This window comes from Gluconobacter roseus NBRC 3990 (genome assembly GCF_006538885.1).
GTDB classification, from domain to species: Bacteria; Pseudomonadota; Alphaproteobacteria; order Acetobacterales; family Acetobacteraceae; genus Gluconobacter; species Gluconobacter roseus.
In genome coordinates this window covers 354,481-377,222 of the sequence record NZ_BJLY01000004.1, presented here as the reverse complement: position 1 = coordinate 377,222, position 22,742 = coordinate 354,481, and the positions used below count along the sequence as shown (strand labels likewise).

Below are 22,742 nucleotides of genomic sequence, written 5' to 3'. Positions count from 1 at the left end.
CATTTCTGCGATAATCCCTTATGTAGCAGCCATGACCGATACCCCGCTCTCCCTTATCCGCAATTTCTCGATCATCGCTCATATCGATCACGGCAAATCGACGCTGGCCGATCGCCTGATCCAGGCCTGTGGCGCGCTGACCGCGCGTGAGATGAAAAACCAGGTCCTCGATTCGATGGAGCTCGAGCAGGAGCGCGGGATCACCATCAAGGCGCAGACCGTGCGCCTGACCTATCCGGCCAAGGACGGCAAGGTTTATACGCTGAACCTGATGGACACGCCGGGCCATGTCGACTTCGCCTATGAAGTCAGCCGCTCGCTCGCCGCCTGTGAAGGTTCGCTGCTGGTCGTGGACGCCTCGCAGGGCGTGGAAGCCCAGACGCTGGCGAACGTCTATCAGGCTCTCGATGCCAATCACGAGATCGTCCCGGTCCTGAACAAGGTTGATCTGCCGGCCGCTGAACCCGAGCGCGTCCGCGCCCAGATCGAGGATGTGGTCGGCATTCCGGCCGATGATGCGGTCGAAATCAGCGCCAAGACCGGCCTGAACATCGAAGGCGTTCTCGAAGCTCTGGTCCAGCGTCTCCCCGCCCCCACGGGTGACGCCGAAGCCCCGCTTCAGGCCCTGCTGGTGGACAGCTGGTACGATGCCTATCTTGGCGTCATCATCCTCGTGCGTATCAAGGACGGCCGCCTCAAGCGCGGTGACCGCATCCGCATGATGCAGACCGGCGCCACCTACCATGTCGATCAGGTTGGCGTATTCCTGCCCAAGATGCAGTCGGTCGAAAGCCTCGGCCCGGGCGAGATGGGCTATATCAACGCCGCCATCAAGACCGTCGCGGACTGCAATGTCGGTGATACCGTCACGCTCGACAAGCGCCCTGCCGAAAAGGCCCTGCCAGGCTTCAAGCCCTCCATTCCCGTGGTGTGGTGTGGCCTCTTCCCGATCGACGCGGACGATTTCGAAAAGCTGCGTGACAGCCTCGGCAAGCTGCGCCTGAACGACGCCTCGTTCCACTTCGAGGCCGAGACCTCAGCGGCTCTGGGCTTCGGTTTCCGCTGCGGCTTCCTCGGACTGCTGCATCTGGAAATCATCCAGGAGCGCCTGTCCCGCGAGTTCAATCTGGATCTGATCGCAACCGCGCCGTCCGTGGTCTACAAGATGCACATGACGGACGGTACGGTCGAGGAACTGCACAACCCGGCCGACATGCCCGAGCTCAGCAAGATCGAGATGATCGAAGAGCCGTGGATCAAGGCCACCATCATGGTGCAGGACGAATATCTCGGCCCGGTCCTGACGCTGTGCTCCGAGCGCCGTGGCGTGCAGGTGGATCTGACCTATGTCGGCAACCGCGCCATGGCCGTTTATCGCCTGCCGCTGAATGAAGTGGTGTTCGATTTCTACGACCGCCTGAAATCCATCAGCCGCGGCTATGCCTCGTTCGATTATCAGATGGATGGCTACGAAGAGAGCGATCTCGTCCGCATCTCTATCCTCGTGAACCACGAACCGGTCGATGCGCTGTCCTTCATCTCGCATCGCACCGTCGCCGAACAGCGTGGCCGCTCCATCTGCGCCAAGCTCAAGGATCTGATCCCCAAGCAGCTCTTCAAGATCGCCATTCAGGCGGCCATCGGTTCCAAGGTCATTGCCCGTGAAACGATCGGTGCACTGTCCAAGGACGTGACGGCCAAGTGTTATGGCGGTGACATTTCCCGCAAGCGCAAGCTTCTGGACAAGCAGAAGGAAGGCAAGAAGCGCATGCGGCAGTTCGGCAAGGTCGAAATCCCCCAGAGCGCCTTCCTCGCCGCCCTGAAAATGGACTGATCCCTGCCTTATGTCGAAAAGCGCCGCCATCCTGTTCGTTCACAATGAAGTCGACACGATCGGATGGTGGCTCGCGCATCATGCGACCATCGGTTTTTCAACGCTGATCGTCTGTGATGATCATTCGACAGATGGAACCGGCGCGGTTCTCTCCAACGCGGCCACGCTTTACGACATCCGCGTCCAGTCATCCGATATGTCACTACCGGCAAGACTGGACCGCCAGACCCGCTTTCACAAACAGGCTCTGGAACAGGGAAAGAGCGAATTCGACTGGATGATGATCCTGGCAGCAGATGAATATCTGCATTTCGAAAATGCCGGATCCGTCGCTGAATTTACAGCTGGCATCACAACCCCAACGTTCCCGGTCAACTGGTGTCTGTTCGGTTCTTCGGGACATCAGGCGCCCTCGCCGTTTTCCCCGGTCGAGATCTTTACTCACCACGGCCTGCTGAGCCTGCCCGACCATCGTGTCGTCCGACATTTTGTCCAGCCGCGCCAGATTGGTAACGAACTGCCCGACCCGTTTTCCGCGCTTGAGCGAAATGCCAGCTGGGCCGAAAGTCGCATCCTGCATTTTGCAGCCGGTGACCATGCAAGTTTTCTCAGGCGCAATGCGAGCGCCACACCGGAAAAGGCCTGGCAGCACTTCGATCGCAACGATGCAGAATATACCCGGGCCAGCCGCTGGCTTCCTGAAAGCCGCCGGATCGCATCATCCATCGTTCAGGCCTCGCTGACGGATCTCTACTGGCGTCTCAAATCCGCCATGACGCATGCAGACAAGTCTGTCCTTCAAGGACTCGGGCTGACCCCGGCCCAGCTTTCCGTTCCATCATCTGACCGGGCGCCACCCCAGTTCCGTTTCTGCATGCTGGGTCCGGAAAAGCGGCTGATGCTGGATATGCAGACCGGTTCATTCGTATCTGTCGGTCCCGGAGATACGAATTTCGGCCGTTATAATCCGCTTGTTATGGCGCTTGAAGTCTCCGATTCCGATATCTGGCATGCCTGCCTTTTCGCGGAAAATCCCGTCCTTGGACGTCATCTTTCCGTAGCTGGCTCGCCAACACTTCTGCCGTTGATCCCACTGAAAGTCATGATCGCGGAAAACCGAATCCTGTCACCTGTCACTGACGCAGAGATTCACATCGCTCTTCCCGATCACGCCCTGACCACCATTGACTCGACCATGGCGCTTTATAGCCGGATGACACACTTCATGGTTCTGACGGCGGAAGGCCATACGCTGGCTGGACTGCTGCGCGGGCTCGACCGGCTTCCGGCCCCGGATGCCAGCGCTCTGGGCTGCGCGATCGCCATGCTGCCATCTGCGGAGGCCCAGCGCCTTGTGCAAACCTTTCCGGGTCTCGTGCCGCGCAGCATCCTGCCTGCCCCTCAGTCGCTGAACTGAAGCAGCGCGCTGTCACGGAACAGGGCAAACGCCGCGACAGCACCATCGGTCACGGCCTGTCTTCGCGCTACAGGGCTTTCGTCCAGAAACTGCCCAAGCCGCTCCAGAAACGCGGACCATTCGCCCTTCTGATGCACGGCCGACAGATAGGCCCTCGGCAATCCTTCGCCCACACGCCCTGACAGGATCCGCCCGCCAAGTCGCGAGCCCTCGAGAACATACAGGACTCCAAATGCCGTACCCGAGCAGTCGGACAGCACGTGCCGCTGACTGACGGGCATCGGGAGTCCCATGTCGCGCAGATCCTGTTTCAACAGCTCTGCCCGCGGGCGCCACGGCGGCACCGATGCGGAATACCGGCCTAGATAGGCCTCCGTGACGACAAGCGCGCGGGCATGTGCCGTTAGAAAGGCGCCGTAGGATTTCCGGTCCGTAAGTTCAAAACGCGAAAAAGCCTCATCAACAGCGTCATGAGCTTTCCGGCTGACACGCCGCAGCTCCTCCAGACCGGAATTCTTCCGCTCATCCGCACGTCCTGCTGTTTCCATTCCTGCCGATCTTCCCGTGCGTTGTGAAACCGTTGCCGGTTCTGTCCGTAATTAGAGTGACTTGCAATAACCAGATCCTGTCTGTCACGCCCCCGGATTTCGGAGAACACCCCGTTGAGCAGCACCCCACCCCGGCAGCCCTCCCCATCAGACACGCGTTCTCCCAGACCGGGCAGACGACATCTGGTCCTGAAAACTGTCGGAGGCGTGCTGGGAGCACTGGCTGCTGCCATCATCATTCTGATCCTGGTGTGGCAATGGGACTGGTTCGTTCCCTATATCGATCGAAAGGCGACCGCAGCCCTGCATCGCCCGGTCAGCATTGCTCATTTGCATGTCCGCCTGGGCTTCAAGACAACGGTGACCGTGGACGACCTGAAAATCGGTCAACCCGAAGGCTTCGAAAAAGAAAAGGACGATTTCGCGTCCGCCCATGCCATCACAGTCACAGCCGATGTCTGGCGCTATCTGACGGGTGGAGGTCTGTCCCTGCCGCTCATCCGCGCCGACGCGCCCAAAGGCGACATCGTCTCCCTGCTCAACGGGACAAATAACTACACGTTCACATCATCGTCAGACGCATCCAGCCAGACATCATCGTCCTCAACGACAACCCTGCCCAAACTAGGCAAAATCGAGATCAATGACGGCGATATCCGTCTGGCGCTGGCAAAGCTGAAAACGGACATGCATGTCCTGATTCACACTGAAGACCCGAAAGACGGCGATGACGGACATCTCGTGATCGACCTCAAGGGACGTTATGCGCAGGCTCCCATCACGGGCCACATTGTCGGCGGCGCTCTTCTCGGCCTGACGGACGCCACACACCCCTATCCGATCGACGGACGCCTCGCCAACGGGCCGACCTATGTCACGCTTCGCGGCACGGTCGATGACCCGATCCACTTTCAGGGCACCAATCTTGCCCTGCACTTCGCAGGACCGGACATGTCGCTCCTGTACCCGCTCACAGGTGTCCCCATTCCCCAGACGCCGCCTTACAGCGTCACAGGCAATCTGGCCTATTCGGACCGTGCGATCCGCTTCCAGAAATTCGAAGGTCACATGGGATCTTCGGATATTGGAGGAGATATCAATGTCGACCCGCATCAGAAGCCGATTTTCATAGAATCAGTCCTTCATTCTCATTCAGTCGATCTTGCGGATCTAGGCGGCTTCATCGGCGCCCAGCCCGGCGAAGGCAAGAAAGCCGAACCAGCCAGCGCACGCGTGCTTCCGGACAAAAAAATCAATGTCCCCAAGCTTAATGCCGCCAACGCGCACCTGACTTATCACGGCGATCACATCCGCAATAAGAACTGGCCACTAGATAATATTGATACCGAGCTGGAAGTCCGGGACGGTGCGATTGACCTCAAGCACCTGACCTTCGCCACGGGGACAGGCACCATCTCAGCAAATGCCACGCTCAATCCCACAAAGGATGAACAGTTCCACACCCATTTCCGCCTGGACGTCTCCCGACTGCCGCTCTCGCGCATCATGACGTCAAAGGACATGTTCCAGGGCGACGGCACCATCGGCGGTCATGTTACCCTCACCTCAACCGGTAACTCGGTCGCAACCCTGGTCGAAAACGGCGATGGCGGCACCACTCTGGTTCTGGATCGCGGCGGCGATGTCACAGCCCTTCTTCCCGATCTTCTGGGCCTTAAACTCGGCTCGGCCGTCCTGTCCGCACTAGGCATCCCCGATCGCTCGAAACTGCAATGTCTTGTAGCAGACCTGCCGCTGAAAGACGGCATCGTGCATACCAATTCGATGCTTCTGCAGACTGGCACCACGCGCACGATGGGCACCGGGACCGTTAATTTCCATAAGGACACCCTCGACTACGCCGTCACGACGCGCTCGATCGGCCCACAGATCCTGTCCCTGCCCGGCGCGGTTCACATCTTCGGTTCCATGAAAAGCCCGACGATCATGCCCGGCGCAGAACTGCTTGGCCGGGTCGCCGCATCCGTAGGCCTCGGGATCGTCTTCCCGCCTGCTGCCCTTATCCCGACCATCCAGCTCGGTGTCGGCAAGGGATCGGCCTGTGAGAAGGCCATTCTGGAAGCCAACGAACACCCGGCCGCCGGAATTGCTCCCGGCCGGACGACCGGCTCCGGCCCCAGCAGCGTTCCGCACCCTGCGCAGGCCAAAAGTGGAACTCATGCAAAAACAAGCCATCGCCACCTCAGCCCGGCAGAAGTCCGCAAGGCCTGGGAGAAAAAATCGAACCCGAAATGAAAAGATACGCTCCGGACCGTGGCAGGGGAAAGTTTTTTGACTATAGCTGGGCCCAGATCCCCCCTGCCTCCGGAGTGCCCGCTTGCTGCTATCCAGACTCGACCGCTGGTTTCATGTCACGGCCCGCGGTTCAACGATCCCGCGTGAGATCATTGCCGGACTGACGGTTTTCGGGGCCATGGCCTATATCGTGGCCGTCAATCCCGCCATTCTCTCGGCTGCGGGTCTGGATCGCCATGACATGGTCATGACCACGATCGCGGGCGCCGTTGCCGGCACATTGCTCATGGCGCTCTGGGCCAGACTTCCCATCGCCCTGGCTCCGGCCATGAGCAGCAACGTCCTGTTTGCGCAGGTCGTCGTCCAGCAGGCCCATGTCAGCCCGCGCACGGCCTTCACGGTCGTTCTGTTCAGCGGACTCTGCTTCACGGCCCTTTCCCTCAGCCAGATCCGCCAGCGCATCATCCGCGGCTTCCCGCCTTCAATCGTCCTCGGCATCCAGATCGCCCTCGGTGCCTTCATTGCCCGGATCGGACTGACAACAGGCGGGATCGCCGTTCCCTCATCCGAAGGCCTGACCTTCGGCGCCCTGAGCAACCCGTCCGTTCTGCTCAGCATGGCAGGTGTCGTCCTGAGCGCCATCCTCGTGGTGCTGCGCGTTCCGGCAGGTCTGCTCATCGCCATTCTGGCAATCACTATTGCCGGACTCTTCATCCAGACGCCTTCCGGCCCAATCACGCATCTGCCGGCACAGCTTCTGGACTGGCCGCACTACCCGACCAACCTCTTCCTGCCCTTCGATTTCCACGAATATTTTTCCCATCTCGGACTGCTCGTCCCCATCACCCTGTACTTCCTGCTGAGTGATTTCTTCGACGCAACCGCGACCATGATGAGCGTCGCCCACCGCGCCGGTCTGGACGGAACGGTCGAGAAACCCGCTCTCGATCATCGCGCCTTCGGCTCTGATGGTGCCGCGAGCATCATTGGCGCCTCGCTCGGAACCTGCACCGTCTCCGCCTATGTCGAGAGCCTTGCAGGCGTCGAAGCCGGCGGCCGTACAGGTCTGAGCGCACTGGTCGTCGCCGTCCTGTTCGCCCTGTCCTCGGTCTTCTGGCCGCTCATCACCGCCATTCCGGCCATTGCCACAGCCCCCGTGCTTATTCTCGTTGGTCTGAACATGCTGGGCAGCCTCAGCCGTGTGGCTGAAACACCATCCGAAGCCATTCCGCCGCTAACAATGCTGCTCATCGCCGGCGTCACTGGCAATTTCATGCTCAGCCTTTCCTGCGGCCTGCTGATCTACACGGCGCTTGCAATCGCGACACGTCAGTTCCAGCGTCTGACGCCGATCGTTCTCGGTCTGGATGCCGCCTTCGTCTTTTACATGCTCCTTCAGGCACATATGGGGGCCTGAAGACTTTTCCCGTCGCAGGTTTTAATCCTTTTTTCATGGCTTCCGGGCAGGATGCCTCATATGACTTCCTGCCCTGCCCAACCGCGCCACGTCTTCATCGCCACACCCTGTTTCGGGGGCACCGTCACGCTGGACTACATGCAGTCCATCATCGGCTGCATGGCAGCGGCACCGGCCCACGCTCTTCAACTCACGCTTTCCACGATCGGAAGTGATGCCCTCATCACGCGGGCACGCAACACACTGCTGCATCAGTTCGTAACCATGACCGATGCGACCCATCTTCTTTTCATCGACAGCGATATCGGTTTTTCAATCACCGATATTCTCGCCCTTCTGGATGCAGACCGCCCCCTGATCGGTGGCGCCTACCCCCTCAAATCCCATTACTGGGACCAGAATACAGACCGTTTCATCGCAGCCGGAGAATCCGCTTCCACGGCCAGTCTGCGCTATGTCGGAGACTGCGCCGCACTGCACGATGGCAATACTTCCGGCGAGATCGCGACCCTCTCCTATATTGGCACCGGCTTCATGCTCATGACCCGCCAGATGGTTCTCGACATGATCGCCCATTATCCAGAAACCCGGTACAGCCGTATCGACGCCCAGACTGAGGGCAAAACTCCGAACACGCCGTCTTCAGACGCCTACGCCCTGTTTGACTGCCTGATCGACCCGGAAACCCGAACCTATCTTTCGGAGGATTTTGCCTTCTGCCGCCGCTGGATCAATATTGGTGGCACCGTATCCCTGCATAAGGGCCTGTCTCTCACCCACACCGGAAGCACGACATTCAAGGGTGATCTGTCCGCACGAACCTTGCCGCTGTCAGCGTTGCCTGTATGAAGCGATTATTCCGCAGGACGCTACTTGCCACTATTCCGTCATAATAAGACGGTTTAAGCTCCCTTGCGGTGTCGGGAGCGTGATGCATACATTCCCCGACACCGCTCCCCCATTCAGACCATGACCGCCTGCCGGAAATACGAGATATTACTCACCGGGTCCGCCGCACCCGCAGCCGTGTTGTAATACTGCTTGTGAAAATAGCTGAGAGCAGCCGGATCGCTCGTCGCCGGCAAGGACGCCTTGACCCGGTAATACCGGATACGGGCCATCGCGGACGCATATCTCAGATTTGAAACCAGTTGCGCGCTGCGGGGCAGATCCTGTGAAAGCATCCCCTCCAGAACCCGCTCAAACCGTTTCCCGACCGGGTAACACAGAAAATTGACCCAGCAGTCGTCATGGGTTGCAGGCTCCATCTGCCACAGCCCCAGAGCCGGCCCCCCACCGATCTGCCTCACATAAGTCCCCCGACTTTCCGCCAAAGCCGTGCCCGTCACCAGATTGACCGCAACGTCTCCACCAAGTCCCAGCGCCGCAAGTGCGGGCGCGACAACCAGATGCTTGAGCTGGCCCGCATCAATTCCGCTCATGCTGCCCCCTCACCTCGTGCTCAGGGACAGGGCAAAATGCACCATGCCCGTCCCAAGAATGGATGTTGCCAGCGTGATGATCCCCGTAATGACCGCCCGCCCTCCAATCAGGCGATCCAGCTTCCCGTTGACGACGCGATTCCCCTCATCAACCTTCGTCTCCAGAAGTTTCATCTGATCCCGGAGCGATGAGATTTCCTGCCGCATCTCGGTACGCAGTTCCTCATATCGATCCGACAACCCCCCCGCGATGGTCTCCAGCCGCAGCACCCGGTCCTCAAGCATCCGCAGCGTATAAGCGCGTCTCTCATTTCCATCGATCTGACTGACAGTCAGACCTTCCATCTCCGCCATGCCGTTCCCCCAAATAAAAAAAAGCGCTCCCCAAGGGGAACGCTTTTTGTGGCATTGAGCCATTAATATAGAAATAAACTCATGGTTTATCAACGAAAACCTGAAATCCACTGCCCGATGTCGGAAAACCCGGCTTGGCCACCTCTGCAGATGGGCGCATACTGAAAACCCATGAGCGCTCCTCCGACAGAAACACTTCTTGATCTGCGTGGACTGGCCTGCCCCATGCCCGTTCTCAAAGCCAATCGTGCGCTTCGGGACATGCCACCGGGTGCGAAGCTGCGCATCCTGGCAACAGACCGCGCTTCCGTGGCGGATTTCCAGTCTTACTGCCGCGAAACCGGCCATGCACTCATCGCGTTCACGGACACCGCAGGCGTGCTTTCCTTCATGATCCGACGACGTGCAGAAACGTCACCGTCCTGAAGAAACTCCAGCGTTCCCATGCTCGGGGCTGGCAAAACCTGTCTTCTGCCTGTAATCCCCTCGCTACCTTGTTCCAAAGTGTGCCTTGAGGCTTTTCATGCCCGAACCCATTGATGCCATGTCTTTCGAGGATGCCCTCTCCGAACTGGAGCGGATCGTCCGCGGCCTTGAAGGCGGCCAGATGAAGCTCGAGGACGCTATTTCCGCCTATGAACGCGGCGCCGCCCTGCGCAGGCACTGTGATGCGAAGCTGGGAGAGGCCGAGATGCGTGTCCGCGCCATCGTGCAGAACGATGACGGCACGACAGGCACGGAGCCTCTTGCCGATACCGGAGACTCCGGCCGATGAATGCCCCTACCACGTCTGTTTCCCTGAAGGACGCGCTTGCCCGCGCCTGTTCCGAGATCGAAAACACGATCGACACCCTGCTGCCCATGGTGCCGGGAGACGAGTCCGTTCTTATTGAAGCCATGCGCTACGCAGCCCTCGGCGGCGGCAAGCGTCTGCGCGGCTTCCTGGCTGTCGAAGTGGCAACGCTGTTCGGCGCAGACCGCAAGGCCGCCCTGCGTGTCGCCGCATCGGTTGAACTGCTTCACGCCTATTCGCTGGTGCATGACGATCTGCCGTCCATGGATGATGACGATCTGCGACGTGGCCAGCCGTCTACGCACAAGCAGTTTGACGAAGCCATCGCGATTCTGGCCGGTGACGCCCTTCAGACCCGCGCCTTCGAAATTCTCGTCGAGCCCGAAACCAGCCCCAACGCGTCCGTCCGCGCCAATCTGGCGCTTGCGCTTGCACAGGCATCCGGATCGGCCGGCATGGTCGGCGGTCAGGTTATTGATATCCGCGGCGAAGGCCGCGCCCTCCCGCTGGACCAGGTTCGTCGTCTGCACGCCCTGAAGACCGGCGCCCTCATCCGCTATGCCGCCGAGTCTGGCGCCATTCTCGCCGATGTGGACGACGCCCGCCGCGCTGCCATCGTTGCCTATGGCCGCGATCTCGGGACCGCCTTCCAGGTTGCGGACGACGTTCTGGACTCCACAGCAACCGCCGAGGAACTCGGCAAAACCGCAGGCAAGGACGAAGCCAGCGGCAAATCAACCTATGTCTCCCTGCTTGGCATTGACGGTGCCCGCGCCGAAGCCCGTCGCCTGAGCGACCGGGCCCGGGAGGCCCTTTCATCTTTCGGTGCACAGGCCGACGCCCTCAGGGCTCTGGCAGATTATGTCGTCGAGCGCAGGAACTGATCCCATGAGCAAGAAGTCCTCCACGATTCCCACCTATGGCCGCTATCCGGAGCTGGATCGCGTCCGCTTCCCTGCCGACATGCGGAACCTGTCCGTCGACCAGCTCAAGCAGCTTGCCGACGAATTGCGCTCAGAAACCGTTGATGCCGTCTCCACCACGGGCGGCCATCTCGGCGCGTCCCTCGGCGTGGTCGAACTGACCGTTGCCCTGCACGCCGTCTTCAACACGCCAGACGACCGCATCATCTGGGACGTCGGCCACCAGGCCTATCCGCACAAGATCCTGACGGGCCGCCGCGACCGCATCCGCACCCTGCGCCAGCCCGAAGGCCTGTCCGGCTTCACCCGCCGCGCAGAAAGCGAATACGACCCGTTCGGCGCCGCTCATTCCTCCACGTCGATTTCGGCCGGCCTCGGCATGGCCGTGGCGCACCACCTGCGCGCGGAAGAAGACCCGAGCTATCACGAACGCAACGTCATCGCCGTGATCGGTGACGGCTCGATTTCCGCTGGCATGGCCTATGAAGCCATGAACAACGCGGCTGTCGCAGGCCCCGGTGCGAACCGCCTGATCGTGGTGCTGAACGACAACGAGATGTCGATCGCCCCGCCCGTCGGCTCGATGTCGGACTACCTGTCCCGCCTCATGTCCTCGCGCCAGTTCTTCAGCCTGCGCGATCTCGCCGGCAAGGTCGCCAAGCGTCTTCCGGGCAAGATCGAACGCACCGCCAAGCGCGCCGAGGAATATGCCCGCGGCATGATCACGGGCGGCACGCTGTTCGAAGAACTCGGCTTCTACTATGTCGGCCCGGTCAACGGCCATGACATGAGCCAGCTCGTGCCAATCCTGCGCAATCTGCGCGATGCCGACGATCAGGGTCCGATCCTGCTGCACATCATCACCGAGAAAGGCCGCGGCTACAAACCCGCCGAAGCCGCCGGTGACAAGTACCACGCCGTCAGCAAGTTCAACGTGGTTACGGGCGAGCAGAAGAAGGCCCCGGCCGGTCCGCCGAGCTACACGTCCATCTTCAGCCGCGAACTCATGCGTCGCGCCAAGACCGACGACAAGCTGATTACCATCACGGCTGCCATGCCGTCCGGCACGGGCCTGAGCGCTTTCGCCAAGGCCTATCCGGACCGTTTCTTCGACGTCGGCATTGCCGAGCAGCACGCCGTTACCTTTGCTGCCGGTATCGCGTCCGAAGGTCTGCGCCCGTTCTGCGCGATCTATTCAACCTTCCTGCAGCGCGCCTACGATCAGGTCGTGCATGACGTCGCCCTGCAGAACCTGCCGGTCCGCTTCGCCATTGACCGCGCAGGTCTGGTCGGTGCCGATGGCGCCACCCATGCCGGTGCCTTTGACCTGAACTATCTGTGCTGCCTGCCGAACATGGTGGTCATGGCGCCGTCCGACGAAGTCGAACTGCTCCACGCAACGGCCACGGCCTGCGAGTACGATGCCGGCCCGATCGCCTTCCGCTATCCGCGTGGCAGCGGCATTGGTCTGGATCTCCCGGAAAAGGGCGAAGTTCTGGAAATCGGCAAGGGCCGCATCGTGCGCGAAGCACGCCGTGCGCCGAATGCCCGCGGTGGCGTTGCCATCCTGTCGCTTGGTCCCCGCATGCACGACTCCCTGCGCGCAGCCGATCAGCTTGCCGCACAGGGTGTTCCTGTCACGGTTGCCGATGCCCGCTTCGCCAAGCCGATCGACAAGGCACTCGCCGAGGACCTCGCGCGCCAGCACGAAGTCTTCATCACGTTGGAAGAAGGCGCCATTGGCGGCTTCAGCAGCCTCGTCGTTCAGCACCTCGCCGAGACCGGCCTGCTGGACAAGGTGAAGTTCCGTCCGATGGCTCTGCCGGATCGCTACATCGATCACAACACGCAGGACGCCCAGTACGAAGACGCAGGCCTGACCGCACCGCATATCGTACGCACTGCGGCAGACGCCCTTGGCGTCGAAGTCGCCCAGCAGTCCGCCTGAACGACTGATGGCCAAACGCCGCGCCGACCAGCTCCTCGTTGACCGGGGGCTGGTCGAAAGCCGGACACGGGCGCAGGCCCTGATCATGGCGGGCCTCGTCTATACGAGTGACCGCCGGATCGCGAAGGCCGGCGACCAGCTCCCCGAAGACGCGCCCCTCGCCCTCAAAGGGCAGGATCATCCCTGGGTGTCACGTGGCGGCCTGAAGCTGATCCACGCCATCGAACATTTCGGGCTGGACCCGAAAGACCGCATCGCCATCGATGTCGGCGCCTCAACCGGCGGTTTCACGGATGTCCTGCTGACCCATGGGGCCGAAAAGGTCTATGCCGTGGATGTCGGGCATGGCCAACTTGCCTGGAAAATCCGCTCGGACGAACGCGTCGTCGTCCTGGAAAAGACGAACGCCCGTGCCCTGACGGCCGAACAGATCCCCGAACCCGCCGGGATCGTGGTCTGCGATGCCAGCTTCATCGGCCTGCGCACCGTCCTGCCTGCCGCCCTTGAACTTACGACGCCGGACGCCTGGGCCGTCGCGCTTATCAAGCCCCAGTTCGAAGCCGGACGCGGGGAAGTCGGCGCAAAAGGTGTCGTCCGGGATCCTGCCGTCCACGACCGTGTCTGTGAAGAAATCCGGGAATGGTTCGCAGCTCTCCCCGGCTGGGAAGTCCTAGGGATCGAGGCAAGCCCCATTACCGGTCCTGAAGGCAATCGCGAGTTCCTGATCGCGGCCCGCAAGACCAGCACAACCATGCCAGCGGCAGAATAGTTTTACGGGGAAGACTGCGCTTTTCCTTTGGAACTGCGGGTCTTCCCCGTGCTATGGCTCCGCCGCCATGACAGCCGTAATCCATCCCGATATCCGCCCCCGAATCAATTCCGTCGCCTCTGACGACCTGAACGCTGCCGAGCGCGAGCGCATCCATGCGAAATCCGCCCTGTTCGCGCCGCCCGAGGCACGCCTTGCAGACGGGCGGCGTGATCTGGTGGGCCTGTCACGCGAAGAGCTGGCCGTACTCATGACGGAAATCGGCGAAAAGCCCTTCCGGGCCAAGCAGCTCTGGCACTGGATCTACCATCAGGGCGCGACCGATTTCTCGGCCATGACGACCATCGCCAAGCCCATGCAGGCCAAACTGGCCGAGCATTTCGTCGTCAGCCGCCCCACCACCGCGACCGAACAGACCTCCGTGGACGAGACGCGCAAGTTCCTCTTCCGCTTTCGTGATGGTCAGGAAGCCGAAACCGTCTACATTCCGGACCGCCGGGAAGACCGCGGCGCCGTCTGCATTTCCTCGCAGGTCGGCTGCACCCTCTCCTGCACCTTCTGTCACACCGGCACGCAGAAGCTCGTCCGCAACCTCGGCCCGGCCGAGATCGTCGGCCAGTTCATGGCAGCCCGCGACAGCTACGGCGAATGGCCCAGCCCGAGCGCAGACATGCCACGCTACCTGTCCACCATCGTCCTGATGGGTATGGGGGAGCCGCTCTACAATTACGAAAATGTTGCCAAAGCCATGCGGATCATCATGGACGGCGAAGGCATCGCCCTGTCCCGCCGCCGCATCACGCTCTCGACGTCCGGCGTGGTCCCGATGATGGACCGTTGCGGCGATGAGCTTGGCATCAATCTCGCGATTTCGCTGCACGCCGTCACCAACGAACTGCGCGACCAAATCGTGCCGCTCAACCGCAAATACCCGATCGAAGAACTGATCGCTGCCTGCCGCCGCTATCCGGCCGCATCCAACTCCCGCCGCATCACATTCGAATACATCATGCTCCGCGGCGTGAATGACAGCGAAGCCGATGCCCGCGAACTCGTGCGGCTGATCCGTGACCTGCCGGCCAAGGTGAACCTGATCCCGTTCAACCCCTGGCCGGGCTCGGATTTCCAGCCCTCGACCAGACAGCAGCTCGCGAAATTCGCCAATATCGTGATGGATGCCGGCTTCGCCTCTCCCATCCGCACGCCACGCGGTCAGGACATCCTCGCGGCCTGCGGTCAGCTGAAGACCGAAAGCGAGCGCCAGCGCCGCTCCGCCACCCCGGAAGCCTGACATTCGCCCGGTTTCCCTCTTCTCCCCGAGATGCTAGAAACGCTTCTCAAACGAAACACACCAAGGACCACGCAGTTATGAGCGCCCACCAGGACGTCAAGAAAGTTGTGCTCGCCTATTCTGGCGGCCTGGACACTTCGGTTATCCTCCGCTGGCTCCAGAAGACCTATAACTGCGAGGTCGTCACCTTCACCGCCGATCTCGGCCAGGGCGAAGAGCTCGAACCGGCCCGCAAGAAGGCCGAGATGTTCGGCGTCAAGGAGATCTTCGTCGAAGATCTGCGCGAAACCTTCGTCAAGGATTTCGTGTTCCCGATGTTCCGGGCCAACACGCTTTATGAAGGCCAGTACCTGCTGGGTACGTCCATCGCCCGCCCGCTGATCGCACAGCGCCAGATCGAGATCGCCGAAGCTGTCGGCGCCGACGCCGTGGCTCATGGCGCAACCGGCAAGGGCAACGATCAGGTCCGCTTCGAACTCGGCTATTATTCGCTCAAGCCGGACGTGAAGGTCATCGCACCGTGGCGCGAGTGGGATCTGACGTCCCGCACGAAGCTCCTCGCTTTTGCCGAAGAGAACCAGATCCCCGTCACGAAGGACAAGCGCGGCGAAGCCCCCTTCTCCGTGGACGCGAACCTTCTGCACTCCTCTTCCGAAGGCAAGCTGCTTGAAGATCCGTCGATCGGTGCTGAGGAAATCGTCTTCCAGCGTACGATCTCGCCGGAAGCCGCTCCGGACGTCGCAACCGAAATCACCATTGATTTCGTCAGCGGTGACCCGGTAGCCATCAACGGCGTCGAGATGACCCCGGCCACCCTGCTGACCCGTCTGAACGAACTGGGCCGTGACAACGGCATCGGCCGTCTCGATATCGTGGAGAACCGTTTCGTGGGCATGAAGTCCCGCGGCATCTACGAAACGCCGGGCGGTACGATCCTGCTGGCCGCGCACCGTTCCATCGAAAGCATCACGCTCGACCGCGAAGCTGCCCATCTCAAGGACAGCATCATGCCGCGCTATGCCGAGATCATCTATAACGGCTTCTGGTTCTCGCCCGAGCGCCGGATGCTTCAGGCCCTCATCGACACCAGCCAGCATTCCGTGACCGGCCGTGTCCGCATGCGCCTGTACAAGGGCAATGTGACCTGTGTGGGTCGTGAAAGTCCCAACAGCCTGTATGATACCCGCGTCGTGACTTTCGAGGACGACGAAGGCGCCTATAATCAGCAGGATGCCCAGGGCTTCATCAAGCTCAACGCCCTGCGCCTGCGCCTCGGCGGTCAGATCGGCCGTCGCGGCGGCACGCTCTGATTTCTCAACTGACTCCCCGGGGGACCATGACCAGTCTGATCCGTCTTACGTCCGCTTTCGCCCTGTGCGGCGCTCTCGCCCTGACAGGGTGCGCGGGTGGCCACAAGCAGGTGGATGATTCCGACCTGACGCCTGAACAGTTCATGGCGAAAATCCATGCGACCCCGGGCATCAAGACCCTGCCGGATGGCCTGTCCTACAAGGTTCTCCAGTCGGGCCCCAAGGATGGTGACAGCCCCCATCACGGCTCCACCATCATGGTGATCTATGAGGGGCGCCTGCCGGATGGCGGCATCTTTGACAGTTCCGATCAGCACGGAAATGGCGCCTATATGGAAATGCCGCTGGACGGTCTGGTTCAGGGCTGGCTCGAAGCCCTGCCCATGATGCATGTCGGCGATGAGTGGATGCTCTACCTTCCGCCGAACCTCGGCTACGGCAAGCGTTCCATGGGCATCATCCCGCCCAACAGCCCGCTGATCTTCAAGATCCGTCTTCTGGGCGTTAATAATGGCGGTGGCGGCGGCCAGTAAAAACCGCCTGCCCTTCCGGTTCAGACCTCAGGGTCTGTCTGGAAGGGTCCAATGCGCATCACAGCGCGCTTCATAAAGCTCCTGATCGCCCGTCTCGAGCAGATGACCAGTCTCATGGGTTTTTGCGGTCCAGGCCGCAGGCGCTCCGCAGACGTGACAGTGCGCCTTCAGGACAATGACTTCATCCGCTTCATCCATCAGTCGCGTCATGACGTCGAACGGCACACGACGGTAGTCGGTATCCAGCCCACCGACCGTTACATGCGCGCCGCGTAAACGCGCCTGCAGGATGTCCTGAACAATATCGCCATTATAATGCGGCGAAACCCAGAACTGCCCTTCATCAAGCACGATGTGATCGTAGCGGTCGGCATCCGCGGGCCAGACATTCGCAGACACAGCGGCCAGATGCGACCCGTCGCGACTCACAAGCTCGGAACCATCGCGTGTATCAAAATCGGGCTTGAGCGCCAGAACGTCTGTCTCCCTTTTTGCAGCAGCAATCAGATGCGCGGATTTGCCGGCAAACATGGGCCCGACATACACTACAAGACGTCCTTTGACGGTCATGGGATCTCCTTCCGATAGCGCCATGAGCCCTATTCCGAGTGTTTTGCCAAGCCCGGCCTTGCTGAAACGCCTCTGAAAATGCCACAACGACAGTGTGATCAGAATTGACCCCGCTGTCCGGCTTCCCCTGTTTCTCGCCATTTCCATGGTGATAGTCTTCGTGATCGGCCATGCCTGGGAAAATCGTGTTCAGGCTCCGCGCGAATACTCCAATGAGTGCAGTATCTGCCACCACGGCGGCCACGGTCAGGTCTCTGAAATCGCCCCCATTTTCGGACGCGTCGGCCCGATTGCCCAAACTCCTGCCGGTCATCACTATCTCGTCGATGTCCTGCTTTACGGACTGGATGGCTCCATCACGGCAGGCGGCGGCCATTACAACGGTGCCATGCCGTCTTTCCAGCGCCTGCCAGACGACGAAATCGCCCGTATCCTGACCTTCGTCGCGAGTCAGGAAATGTCTGGCAGTGCTCCAACCTTCACTGCTGCGGACATTGCCGCCGCCCGCACGCATCCGATGTCGGCATCCGAGGTTCTGCAGGAACGCCAGAAGCTGGACCTGCAGACACCCGTTCGATGAAATGCATCATCCCTTTCCCTGATTTTTTCAGAAACTGAAGACTGAATTCATGCAGCGCGTATTTTCCGGCATTCAGCCAACCGGCATTCCCCATCTGGGCAACTATCTCGGAGCAATCCGCAACTGGGTCACGCTGCAGGCAGATCATGACTGCGTCTTTTGTCTGGTGGACCTGCATTCCATTACCATGCCGTGGGATCCGCAAACCCTGCGTGAGCAGACGCTCGGCTCGGCAGCATGCCTCCTCGCAGCAGGAATCGAGCCCACGCGCCTGTACAACCAGTCCGCCGTCAGTGCCCATGCCCGCCTCGGCTGGATCTTCAACTGCGTCTCCCGCCTCGGCTGGCTGAACCGCATGACCCAGTTCAAGGACAAGGCTGGCAAGAACCGTGAAAACCATTCGGCTGGTCTGTATGTTTATCCGAACCTGATGGCCGCCGACATTCTGGCCTTTCATGCTACCCGCGTGCCCGTGGGCGAAGACCAGCGTCAGCACATCGAGCTCACCAACGACATCGCCCAGAAATTCAATCACGACATGGGCGTGGAGTTCTTCCCACAGGTCGAGGCATTTATTCCGCCCGCTGCAGCCCGCGTCATGAGCCTGCGCGACGGCAGCAAGAAGATGTCCAAGTCCGATCCGTCAGAACAGAGCCGCATCGTCCTGACCGACACGGCTGACGACATCGCCCTGAAGATCCGCCGCGCCAAAACCGACTCCGAACCGCTTCCCGGCGAGATGGATGGCCTGATCGACCGCCCTGAGGCCCGCAACCTTGTTTCCATCTATGCGGCGATGTCAGATGAAACGCCCGCCGCCGTTCTCAGCCGCTTCAGCGGTCAGGGCTTTGGCCCGTTCAAAAACGCTCTTGCGGATCTTTTGGTCGAGCGTCTGGCCCCGGTTGCCAGCGAAACACAGCGCCTGTTACAGGACGAAGCGCATCTTCTGTCCGTCCTGCGCGCAGGTGCGGAACGTGCCAACAGCATTTCTGAACCGATCGTTCAGGAAGCCGAACGCCTGGTCGGCTTCCTGCGCTAAAATTTCAGCTTCTGGACGACCGGGACACCGGTTCGTTCAGAAGGTCCATGATCTCGGCCGCCGCCGCATCCGCAGGCGTTCCCACAGGCGGCGAGAGCATGTCGAGCACGTCGGCAAACGCCATACGCTGCTTTTCCACCATCTGCGGATCGCTCAGCAGCTTCGAAACCGTCTCGGCCAGCTTCTTCGGCGTGCAGTTTTCCTGAAGCAGTTCAGGCACCACCTCCCGCCCTGCCAGCAGATTGACCATCGCGACATGCGGCACCTTGATCAGACGCCGCGCAATCGTCGCCGTCACCGGATTGACGCGATACGTCACCGCCATCGGCACATTGCCCATTGCCAGTTCCAGCGTGGACGTCCCTGATTTCGTCAGCGCGCACTGGGCGGCTGCAAACGCATCATGCTTGTCGTGAATATCGGTGACAATATGCGGCTGGATCGGCCATTTGCGGATCAGCTGACGGATAGTTGGCGCAATGACGGGTGCGACCGGAATAACCGGGCAGATATCCGGATACTGCACACGCAGGATATCCAACATCTTGCGGAACACAGGCAGAAGTCGGGGCGCTTCCGAACGCCGGCTTCCCGGCATAAGGATCACAACCGGCGCATGGGCCGGAATATTATGCCGCAGCCGGAACCGCTGCCCGTCTCCATTCCGGACACCTGACTGAAGGACGGGATGACCGACAAAGCGTCCTTCCAGCCCGCGCTGCGCAAACCATTCCGGCTCGAACGGCAGCAGACACAGAAGCCGGTCCCAGAGCCCCGGAAACTCCTTGACCCGCTTTTCCCGCCAAGCCCAGACCTGCGGTGCAACGTAATGAACGCGCTTGATCCCGGAGCGCTCGATTTTCTGCAACAGCCGCAGAGCGAAGCCCGGACTGTCGATCGTCACGACCAGATCGGGCTTGCGCAGCTCGATATCCTGCACGGCTTCGAGCAGACGCTGCGACAGCTGCCGCAGACGGGGCACGACCTCGACCAGCCCCATGACGGCCAGATCGCTCATGGGGAACAGACTGTGCAGCCCGAGCGCTTCCATGCGCCCGCCCCCGACGCCGGCAAAAACCAGTGACGGGTCCTGCGCATGGAGCGCCTGCATGAGACGCGCACCAATCACGTCCCCACTGGCCTCACCCGCCAGAATCCAGATCACCCGCCCGTAACGGGGCATGGGCGTGGTCTTTTGGGAAGGATCCCCTGAAGACTGTCCGTCAGATCCGGATTCTGGAAGAGAGTTCATCGACGCAGCACAGCCCCTGTTGCCTTGAGAACCGCAGCTTCCACTGATTTGGAAACCGCTTCAAGCTGCGTATCCGTAAGACTCTCGGTCTGTGGCTGCAAGACCACTTCCACACCGAGCGAACGATGCCCCTCCGGCAGACTGCCACCCTCGAACACGTCAAACAGACGCACTTCCTGCACCAGATTGCGATCCGCCATCCGAACAGCTTTCAGAACCGCCTGGATTTCCACATCCGGACCCGCCACGAAAGCAAAGTCCCGGCGAACGGGCTGCAACGGCGACAGGACGGGTGCGGATTTACGCTTCGCTTTCGGCTGCGGCACCTGATCCAGATAGACCTCGAAGGCCACCACGGTCCCGCTCAGCCCCAGCGCCCGCGTAACACGCGGGTGCAGTTCACCGAACGTCCCCAGGACCATCTTCGGCCCCTGCCGCACCTGACCTGACCGACCCGGATGATAGAACCCCGGTGCATCAGCCGTGACCGACAGCGCCGCTTCCGGCACGCCCAGCGAAACAAGAGCCGCCGTCAGGTCGGCTTTTGCCTCCCAAAGCGTTGCTTCATGCGCTGCCACACCCGGCTCACGTGCCGTCAGGCCAGCCCGCAAACCCGCTAGACGCAGATGCTGCCCAGTCGCATCGAAGCTCGGTCCGACCTCGAACAGCGCACCTTCGCCAGACAGACCCAAACCACGGGCCAGATTACGAGAAAGAGCCCGCGCCAGATTGATCAGCGGCGTCGGACGCAGCTGATCCAGATCGGTAGCAATCGGATTCAGCAGATGCTGCGTTTCCGGCACATCCCCGAACAGTGCGGCATCATCCTGCGCCACGAACGAGAACCCGACCGTCTCCGTCAGCCCGCGTGCCGCACAGACACGACGCAGCAGAGCCGCACGAGCCTGCAGGGGCGTAACGGCCGGAGCCGGCACAACCGTCACCTGCGGCAGTGCCACTGCCGGAACATTGTCCAGCCCGTAAAGCCGCAGCACTTCCTCAAGCAGATCGCACTCTGCTTCCATCGCCTGAACACGATTTGCAGCCTTGACCGCCACATCTTCATCCAGTGTCGGCGCCTGCGCCAGAACCTGACCGGAGGCAACGTCATTCCGCCAGGACGGCACAAGGAACGTTGCCGCCTCGTCTGAGCGCTCCGTCACTTCGAAGCCAAGATGCTCCAGCGAGCGCACGGCATCGTCAGCCGCAATATCCACGCCACCGAGCGTCTTGAGGCGCTCGAAACGCAGCGTCGCCGTCCGCTTCCAGTCCGGCAGGGCACCGGCTTCGGTGATCTCGCTCACCTCACCGCCACACAGGTCCCGGATCATGGTCGTCGCGGCTTCAAGTCCGTTGAGTACCTGCGCCGGGTCGATCCCACGCTCAAAACGCTGCCGTGCATCGGTATGGATAGCCAGACGACGCCCTGTCAGCGCAATCCGCACAGGATCGAACAGCGCAGATTCCACGAAAACATCAGTCGTGTTCTCGTCAACGCCGCTGTGCTCACCACCAATCAGACCGGCAAGCGACTGCACACCAGCCTCATCAACGATGACCATGTCCTCGGTGCCGAGCACATATTCCCGGCCATCAAGACCTGTGAAGGTCTCGCGGGCCGCATGCGTCACCGTCAGCGTATCGCCTTTAAGTTTTGCAACATCAAAGACATGCAGCGGACGGCCAAGATCGTATGTGAGGTAGTTCGTCACATCAACGAGTGCCGAGATCGGCTTGACCCCGACTGATTCCAGACGGCGCTGCAGCCAGTCCGGGCTCGGCCCGTTCTTCACACCCCGGATGACACGCCCGACAATATACGGACAGGCCGGATGCTCGGTCTTCCACGTCAGCGCAGACGGGAAATCTCCCTCCACCGCTTCTGTCAGCCAGGGCTTCAGTCGGCCAATACCAGCCGCGGCCAGATCCCGCGCAATACCACGGATGCTCAAAGCATCGCCACGGTTGGGCGTAATCGCGATCTCAATGACAGGATCATCCAGCTCGGCATAAACGGCATAGGACTCTCCGATCGGCGCCGTTTCGGAAAGCTCGGCAATGCCATTGCTTTCCTCGCCAAGCCCTAGCTCACGCAGGGAGCACAGCATGCCGCCGCTCTCCTGCCCCCGGATCTTGCCCTTCTTGATGGTGATGTCGAGGCCAGGAATATAAGTCCCCGGAGCCGCAAAGATCACATGCAGACCGGCCCGAGCATTCGGCGCACCGCAGACGACCTGCACATCCTCAAAACCGCCGCCAGCAGCAACCCGACAGACCTGAAGCCGGTCCGCATCCGGATGGCGATGCGCTTCGACGATCTTGGCGGTCCGGAAGCCCACCAGACGGTCAGCAGGGTTCTCAACGCTCTCGACCTCAAGCCCGATGACATTCAGCCGGGCACAGATCTCTTCAACAGAAGCCGTAAAATCAAGATGTTCGCGCAGCCAGGAAAGAGAGAACTTCATG

Annotated in this window: 21 protein-coding genes; 15 read left to right on the top strand and 6 right to left on the bottom strand. The window is 60.9% G+C overall.

Annotated elements, in window-relative coordinates; translation table 11 throughout:
• The first annotated feature begins 31 nt into the window (after positions 1-31).
• Both lepA and GRO01_RS11785 read left to right on the top strand, forming a co-directional pair.
• Positions 32-1,834 carry a translation elongation factor 4 gene (lepA, locus tag GRO01_RS11790; protein ID WP_062509448.1) on the top strand — a complete coding sequence of 601 codons (1,803 nt, stop codon included), beginning with the start codon at positions 32-34 and terminating at the stop codon, positions 1,832-1,834.
• A 10-nt stretch (positions 1,835-1,844) separates the two neighbouring features.
• On the top strand, positions 1,845-3,251 hold the full coding sequence (locus tag GRO01_RS11785; protein WP_062509450.1) for a glycosyltransferase family 2 protein: 1,407 nt from the start codon (positions 1,845-1,847) through the stop codon (positions 3,249-3,251).
• On the opposite strand, the gene GRO01_RS11780 is transcribed toward GRO01_RS11785, so the two are convergent.
• Positions 3,236-3,799 (bottom strand): biliverdin-producing heme oxygenase, encoded by a 564-nt coding sequence (locus GRO01_RS11780; RefSeq protein ID WP_062509452.1) that lies wholly within the window; start codon positions 3,797-3,799, stop codon positions 3,236-3,238. The two genes, GRO01_RS11785 and GRO01_RS11780, sit on opposite strands and share 16 nt — an antisense overlap.
• Before the next feature lie 114 nt (positions 3,800-3,913).
• On the opposite strand from GRO01_RS11780, the gene GRO01_RS11775 reads away from it, so the two are divergent.
• The 3 genes from GRO01_RS11775 to GRO01_RS11765 all read left to right on the top strand — a co-directional run bounded on the left by GRO01_RS11775 (position 3,914) and on the right by GRO01_RS11765 (position 8,321).
• Positions 3,914-6,055, top strand: coding sequence for an AsmA family protein (locus tag GRO01_RS11775; RefSeq protein WP_062509454.1), 2,142 nt, complete (start codon positions 3,914-3,916; stop codon positions 6,053-6,055).
• An 85-nt stretch (positions 6,056-6,140) separates the two neighbouring features.
• Positions 6,141-7,472: an NCS2 family permease gene (locus GRO01_RS11770; RefSeq protein ID WP_062509814.1), complete on the top strand. Its 1,332-nt coding sequence runs from the start codon at positions 6,141-6,143 to the stop codon at positions 7,470-7,472.
• A 60-nt stretch (positions 7,473-7,532) separates the two neighbouring features.
• A complete protein-coding gene (locus GRO01_RS11765; protein WP_062509456.1) occupies positions 7,533-8,321 on the top strand; it encodes a hypothetical protein in 789 nt (262 codons plus the stop codon).
• Positions 8,322-8,434: 113 nt separating this feature from the next.
• On the opposite strand, the gene GRO01_RS11760 is transcribed toward GRO01_RS11765, so the two are convergent.
• On the bottom strand, positions 8,435-8,914 hold the full coding sequence (locus GRO01_RS11760) for a hypothetical protein (protein ID WP_062509458.1): 480 nt from the start codon (positions 8,912-8,914) through the stop codon (positions 8,435-8,437).
• 9 nt (positions 8,915-8,923) lie between these two features.
• Entirely contained in the window at positions 8,924-9,268 is a 345-nt protein-coding gene (locus GRO01_RS11755; RefSeq protein WP_062509460.1) for a hypothetical protein, read from the bottom strand.
• A gap of 171 nt (positions 9,269-9,439) precedes the next feature.
• Between GRO01_RS11755 and GRO01_RS11750 the strand changes: the two genes are divergently transcribed.
• The 8 genes from GRO01_RS11750 to GRO01_RS11715 all read left to right on the top strand — a co-directional run bounded on the left by GRO01_RS11750 (position 9,440) and on the right by GRO01_RS11715 (position 16,835).
• Positions 9,440-9,694, top strand: coding sequence for a sulfurtransferase TusA family protein (locus GRO01_RS11750; protein WP_062509462.1), 255 nt, complete (start codon positions 9,440-9,442; stop codon positions 9,692-9,694).
• 97 nt (positions 9,695-9,791) lie between these two features.
• Complete coding sequence (locus GRO01_RS11745; protein WP_062509464.1) at positions 9,792-10,043, top strand: exodeoxyribonuclease VII small subunit; 252 nt, start codon at positions 9,792-9,794, stop codon at positions 10,041-10,043.
• Positions 10,040-10,945, top strand: a complete 906-nt coding sequence (locus GRO01_RS11740) for a polyprenyl synthetase family protein (RefSeq protein WP_062509466.1) — start codon at positions 10,040-10,042, stop codon at positions 10,943-10,945. Before GRO01_RS11745 ends, GRO01_RS11740 begins: the two co-directional genes overlap by 4 nt.
• 4 nt (positions 10,946-10,949) lie before the next feature.
• A complete protein-coding gene (dxs, locus tag GRO01_RS11735; RefSeq protein ID WP_062509467.1) occupies positions 10,950-12,932 on the top strand; it encodes a 1-deoxy-D-xylulose-5-phosphate synthase in 1,983 nt (660 codons plus the stop codon).
• 7 nt (positions 12,933-12,939) lie between these two features.
• On the top strand, positions 12,940-13,701 hold the full coding sequence (locus tag GRO01_RS11730) for a TlyA family RNA methyltransferase (protein WP_062509468.1): 762 nt from the start codon (positions 12,940-12,942) through the stop codon (positions 13,699-13,701).
• A 67-nt stretch (positions 13,702-13,768) separates the two neighbouring features.
• The gene (gene rlmN / locus GRO01_RS11725; protein ID WP_062509470.1) at positions 13,769-14,992 is read left to right on the top strand and encodes a 23S rRNA (adenine(2503)-C(2))-methyltransferase RlmN; all 1,224 of its coding nucleotides are present in this window, start codon (positions 13,769-13,771) and stop codon (positions 14,990-14,992) included.
• 77 nt (positions 14,993-15,069) lie between these two features.
• The gene (locus tag GRO01_RS11720) at positions 15,070-16,302 is read left to right on the top strand and encodes an argininosuccinate synthase (protein WP_062509472.1); all 1,233 of its coding nucleotides are present in this window, start codon (positions 15,070-15,072) and stop codon (positions 16,300-16,302) included.
• Between the two features lie 26 nt (positions 16,303-16,328).
• On the top strand, positions 16,329-16,835 hold the full coding sequence (locus tag GRO01_RS11715) for an FKBP-type peptidyl-prolyl cis-trans isomerase (protein WP_062509474.1): 507 nt from the start codon (positions 16,329-16,331) through the stop codon (positions 16,833-16,835).
• 27 nt (positions 16,836-16,862) lie between these two features.
• Here the strand turns inward: GRO01_RS11715 and GRO01_RS11710 are convergent, their stop codons facing one another.
• Positions 16,863-17,405, bottom strand: a complete 543-nt coding sequence (locus GRO01_RS11710; protein ID WP_062509476.1) for a thymidine kinase — start codon at positions 17,403-17,405, stop codon at positions 16,863-16,865.
• A 94-nt stretch (positions 17,406-17,499) separates the two neighbouring features.
• Between GRO01_RS11710 and GRO01_RS11705 the strand changes: the two genes are divergently transcribed.
• Together GRO01_RS11705 and trpS are read left to right on the top strand one after the other, a co-directional pair.
• Positions 17,500-17,985, top strand: coding sequence for a c-type cytochrome (locus tag GRO01_RS11705; RefSeq protein WP_062509478.1), 486 nt, complete (start codon positions 17,500-17,502; stop codon positions 17,983-17,985).
• A 49-nt stretch (positions 17,986-18,034) separates the two neighbouring features.
• The gene (gene trpS / locus GRO01_RS11700; RefSeq protein WP_062509479.1) at positions 18,035-19,024 is read left to right on the top strand and encodes a tryptophan--tRNA ligase; all 990 of its coding nucleotides are present in this window, start codon (positions 18,035-18,037) and stop codon (positions 19,022-19,024) included.
• A 4-nt stretch (positions 19,025-19,028) separates the two neighbouring features.
• Here trpS and lpxB read toward each other — a convergent pair whose 3' ends face one another.
• Positions 19,029-20,276, bottom strand: coding sequence for a lipid-A-disaccharide synthase (gene lpxB, locus GRO01_RS11695; protein WP_062509481.1), 1,248 nt, complete (start codon positions 20,274-20,276; stop codon positions 19,029-19,031).
• Positions 20,273-22,741 (bottom strand): phenylalanine--tRNA ligase subunit beta, encoded by a 2,469-nt coding sequence (gene pheT, locus GRO01_RS11690; protein ID WP_062509482.1) that lies wholly within the window; start codon positions 22,739-22,741, stop codon positions 20,273-20,275. Before pheT ends, lpxB begins: the two co-directional genes overlap by 4 nt.
• Position 22,742: the final 1 nt, after the last annotated feature.

Excerpts from the sequence above, each read along its gene's own strand:
- GRO01_RS11785 (WP_062509450.1), top strand. The coding sequence starts at position 1,845 with ATGTCGAAAAGCGCCGCCATCCTGTTCGTTCACAATGAAGTCGACACG.
- GRO01_RS11720 (WP_062509472.1), top strand. The coding sequence starts at position 15,070 with ATGAGCGCCCACCAGGACGTCAAGAAAGTTGTGCTCGCCTATTCTGGC.
- GRO01_RS11730 (WP_062509468.1), top strand. The coding sequence starts at position 12,940 with ATGGCCAAACGCCGCGCCGACCAGCTCCTCGTTGACCGGGGGCTGGTC.
- GRO01_RS11765 (WP_062509456.1), top strand. The coding sequence starts at position 7,533 with ATGACTTCCTGCCCTGCCCAACCGCGCCACGTCTTCATCGCCACACCC.
- lepA (WP_062509448.1), top strand. The coding sequence starts at position 32 with ATGACCGATACCCCGCTCTCCCTTATCCGCAATTTCTCGATCATCGCT.
- GRO01_RS11760 (WP_062509458.1), bottom strand. The coding sequence starts at position 8,914 with ATGAGCGGAATTGATGCGGGCCAGCTCAAGCATCTGGTTGTCGCGCCC.
- rlmN (WP_062509470.1), top strand. The coding sequence starts at position 13,769 with ATGACAGCCGTAATCCATCCCGATATCCGCCCCCGAATCAATTCCGTC.
- dxs (WP_062509467.1), top strand. The coding sequence starts at position 10,950 with ATGAGCAAGAAGTCCTCCACGATTCCCACCTATGGCCGCTATCCGGAG.
- GRO01_RS11750 (WP_062509462.1), top strand. The coding sequence starts at position 9,440 with ATGAGCGCTCCTCCGACAGAAACACTTCTTGATCTGCGTGGACTGGCC.
- lpxB (WP_062509481.1), bottom strand. The coding sequence starts at position 20,276 with ATGAACTCTCTTCCAGAATCCGGATCTGACGGACAGTCTTCAGGGGAT.
- GRO01_RS11740 (WP_062509466.1), top strand. The coding sequence starts at position 10,040 with ATGAATGCCCCTACCACGTCTGTTTCCCTGAAGGACGCGCTTGCCCGC.
- trpS (WP_062509479.1), top strand. The coding sequence starts at position 18,035 with ATGCAGCGCGTATTTTCCGGCATTCAGCCAACCGGCATTCCCCATCTG.
- GRO01_RS11745 (WP_062509464.1), top strand. The coding sequence starts at position 9,792 with ATGCCCGAACCCATTGATGCCATGTCTTTCGAGGATGCCCTCTCCGAA.
- GRO01_RS11710 (WP_062509476.1), bottom strand. The coding sequence starts at position 17,405 with ATGACCGTCAAAGGACGTCTTGTAGTGTATGTCGGGCCCATGTTTGCC.
- GRO01_RS11755 (WP_062509460.1), bottom strand. The coding sequence starts at position 9,268 with ATGGCGGAGATGGAAGGTCTGACTGTCAGTCAGATCGATGGAAATGAG.
- GRO01_RS11780 (WP_062509452.1), bottom strand. The coding sequence starts at position 3,799 with ATGGAAACAGCAGGACGTGCGGATGAGCGGAAGAATTCCGGTCTGGAG.
- pheT (WP_062509482.1), bottom strand. The coding sequence starts at position 22,741 with ATGAAGTTCTCTCTTTCCTGGCTGCGCGAACATCTTGATTTTACGGCT.
- GRO01_RS11715 (WP_062509474.1), top strand. The coding sequence starts at position 16,329 with ATGACCAGTCTGATCCGTCTTACGTCCGCTTTCGCCCTGTGCGGCGCT.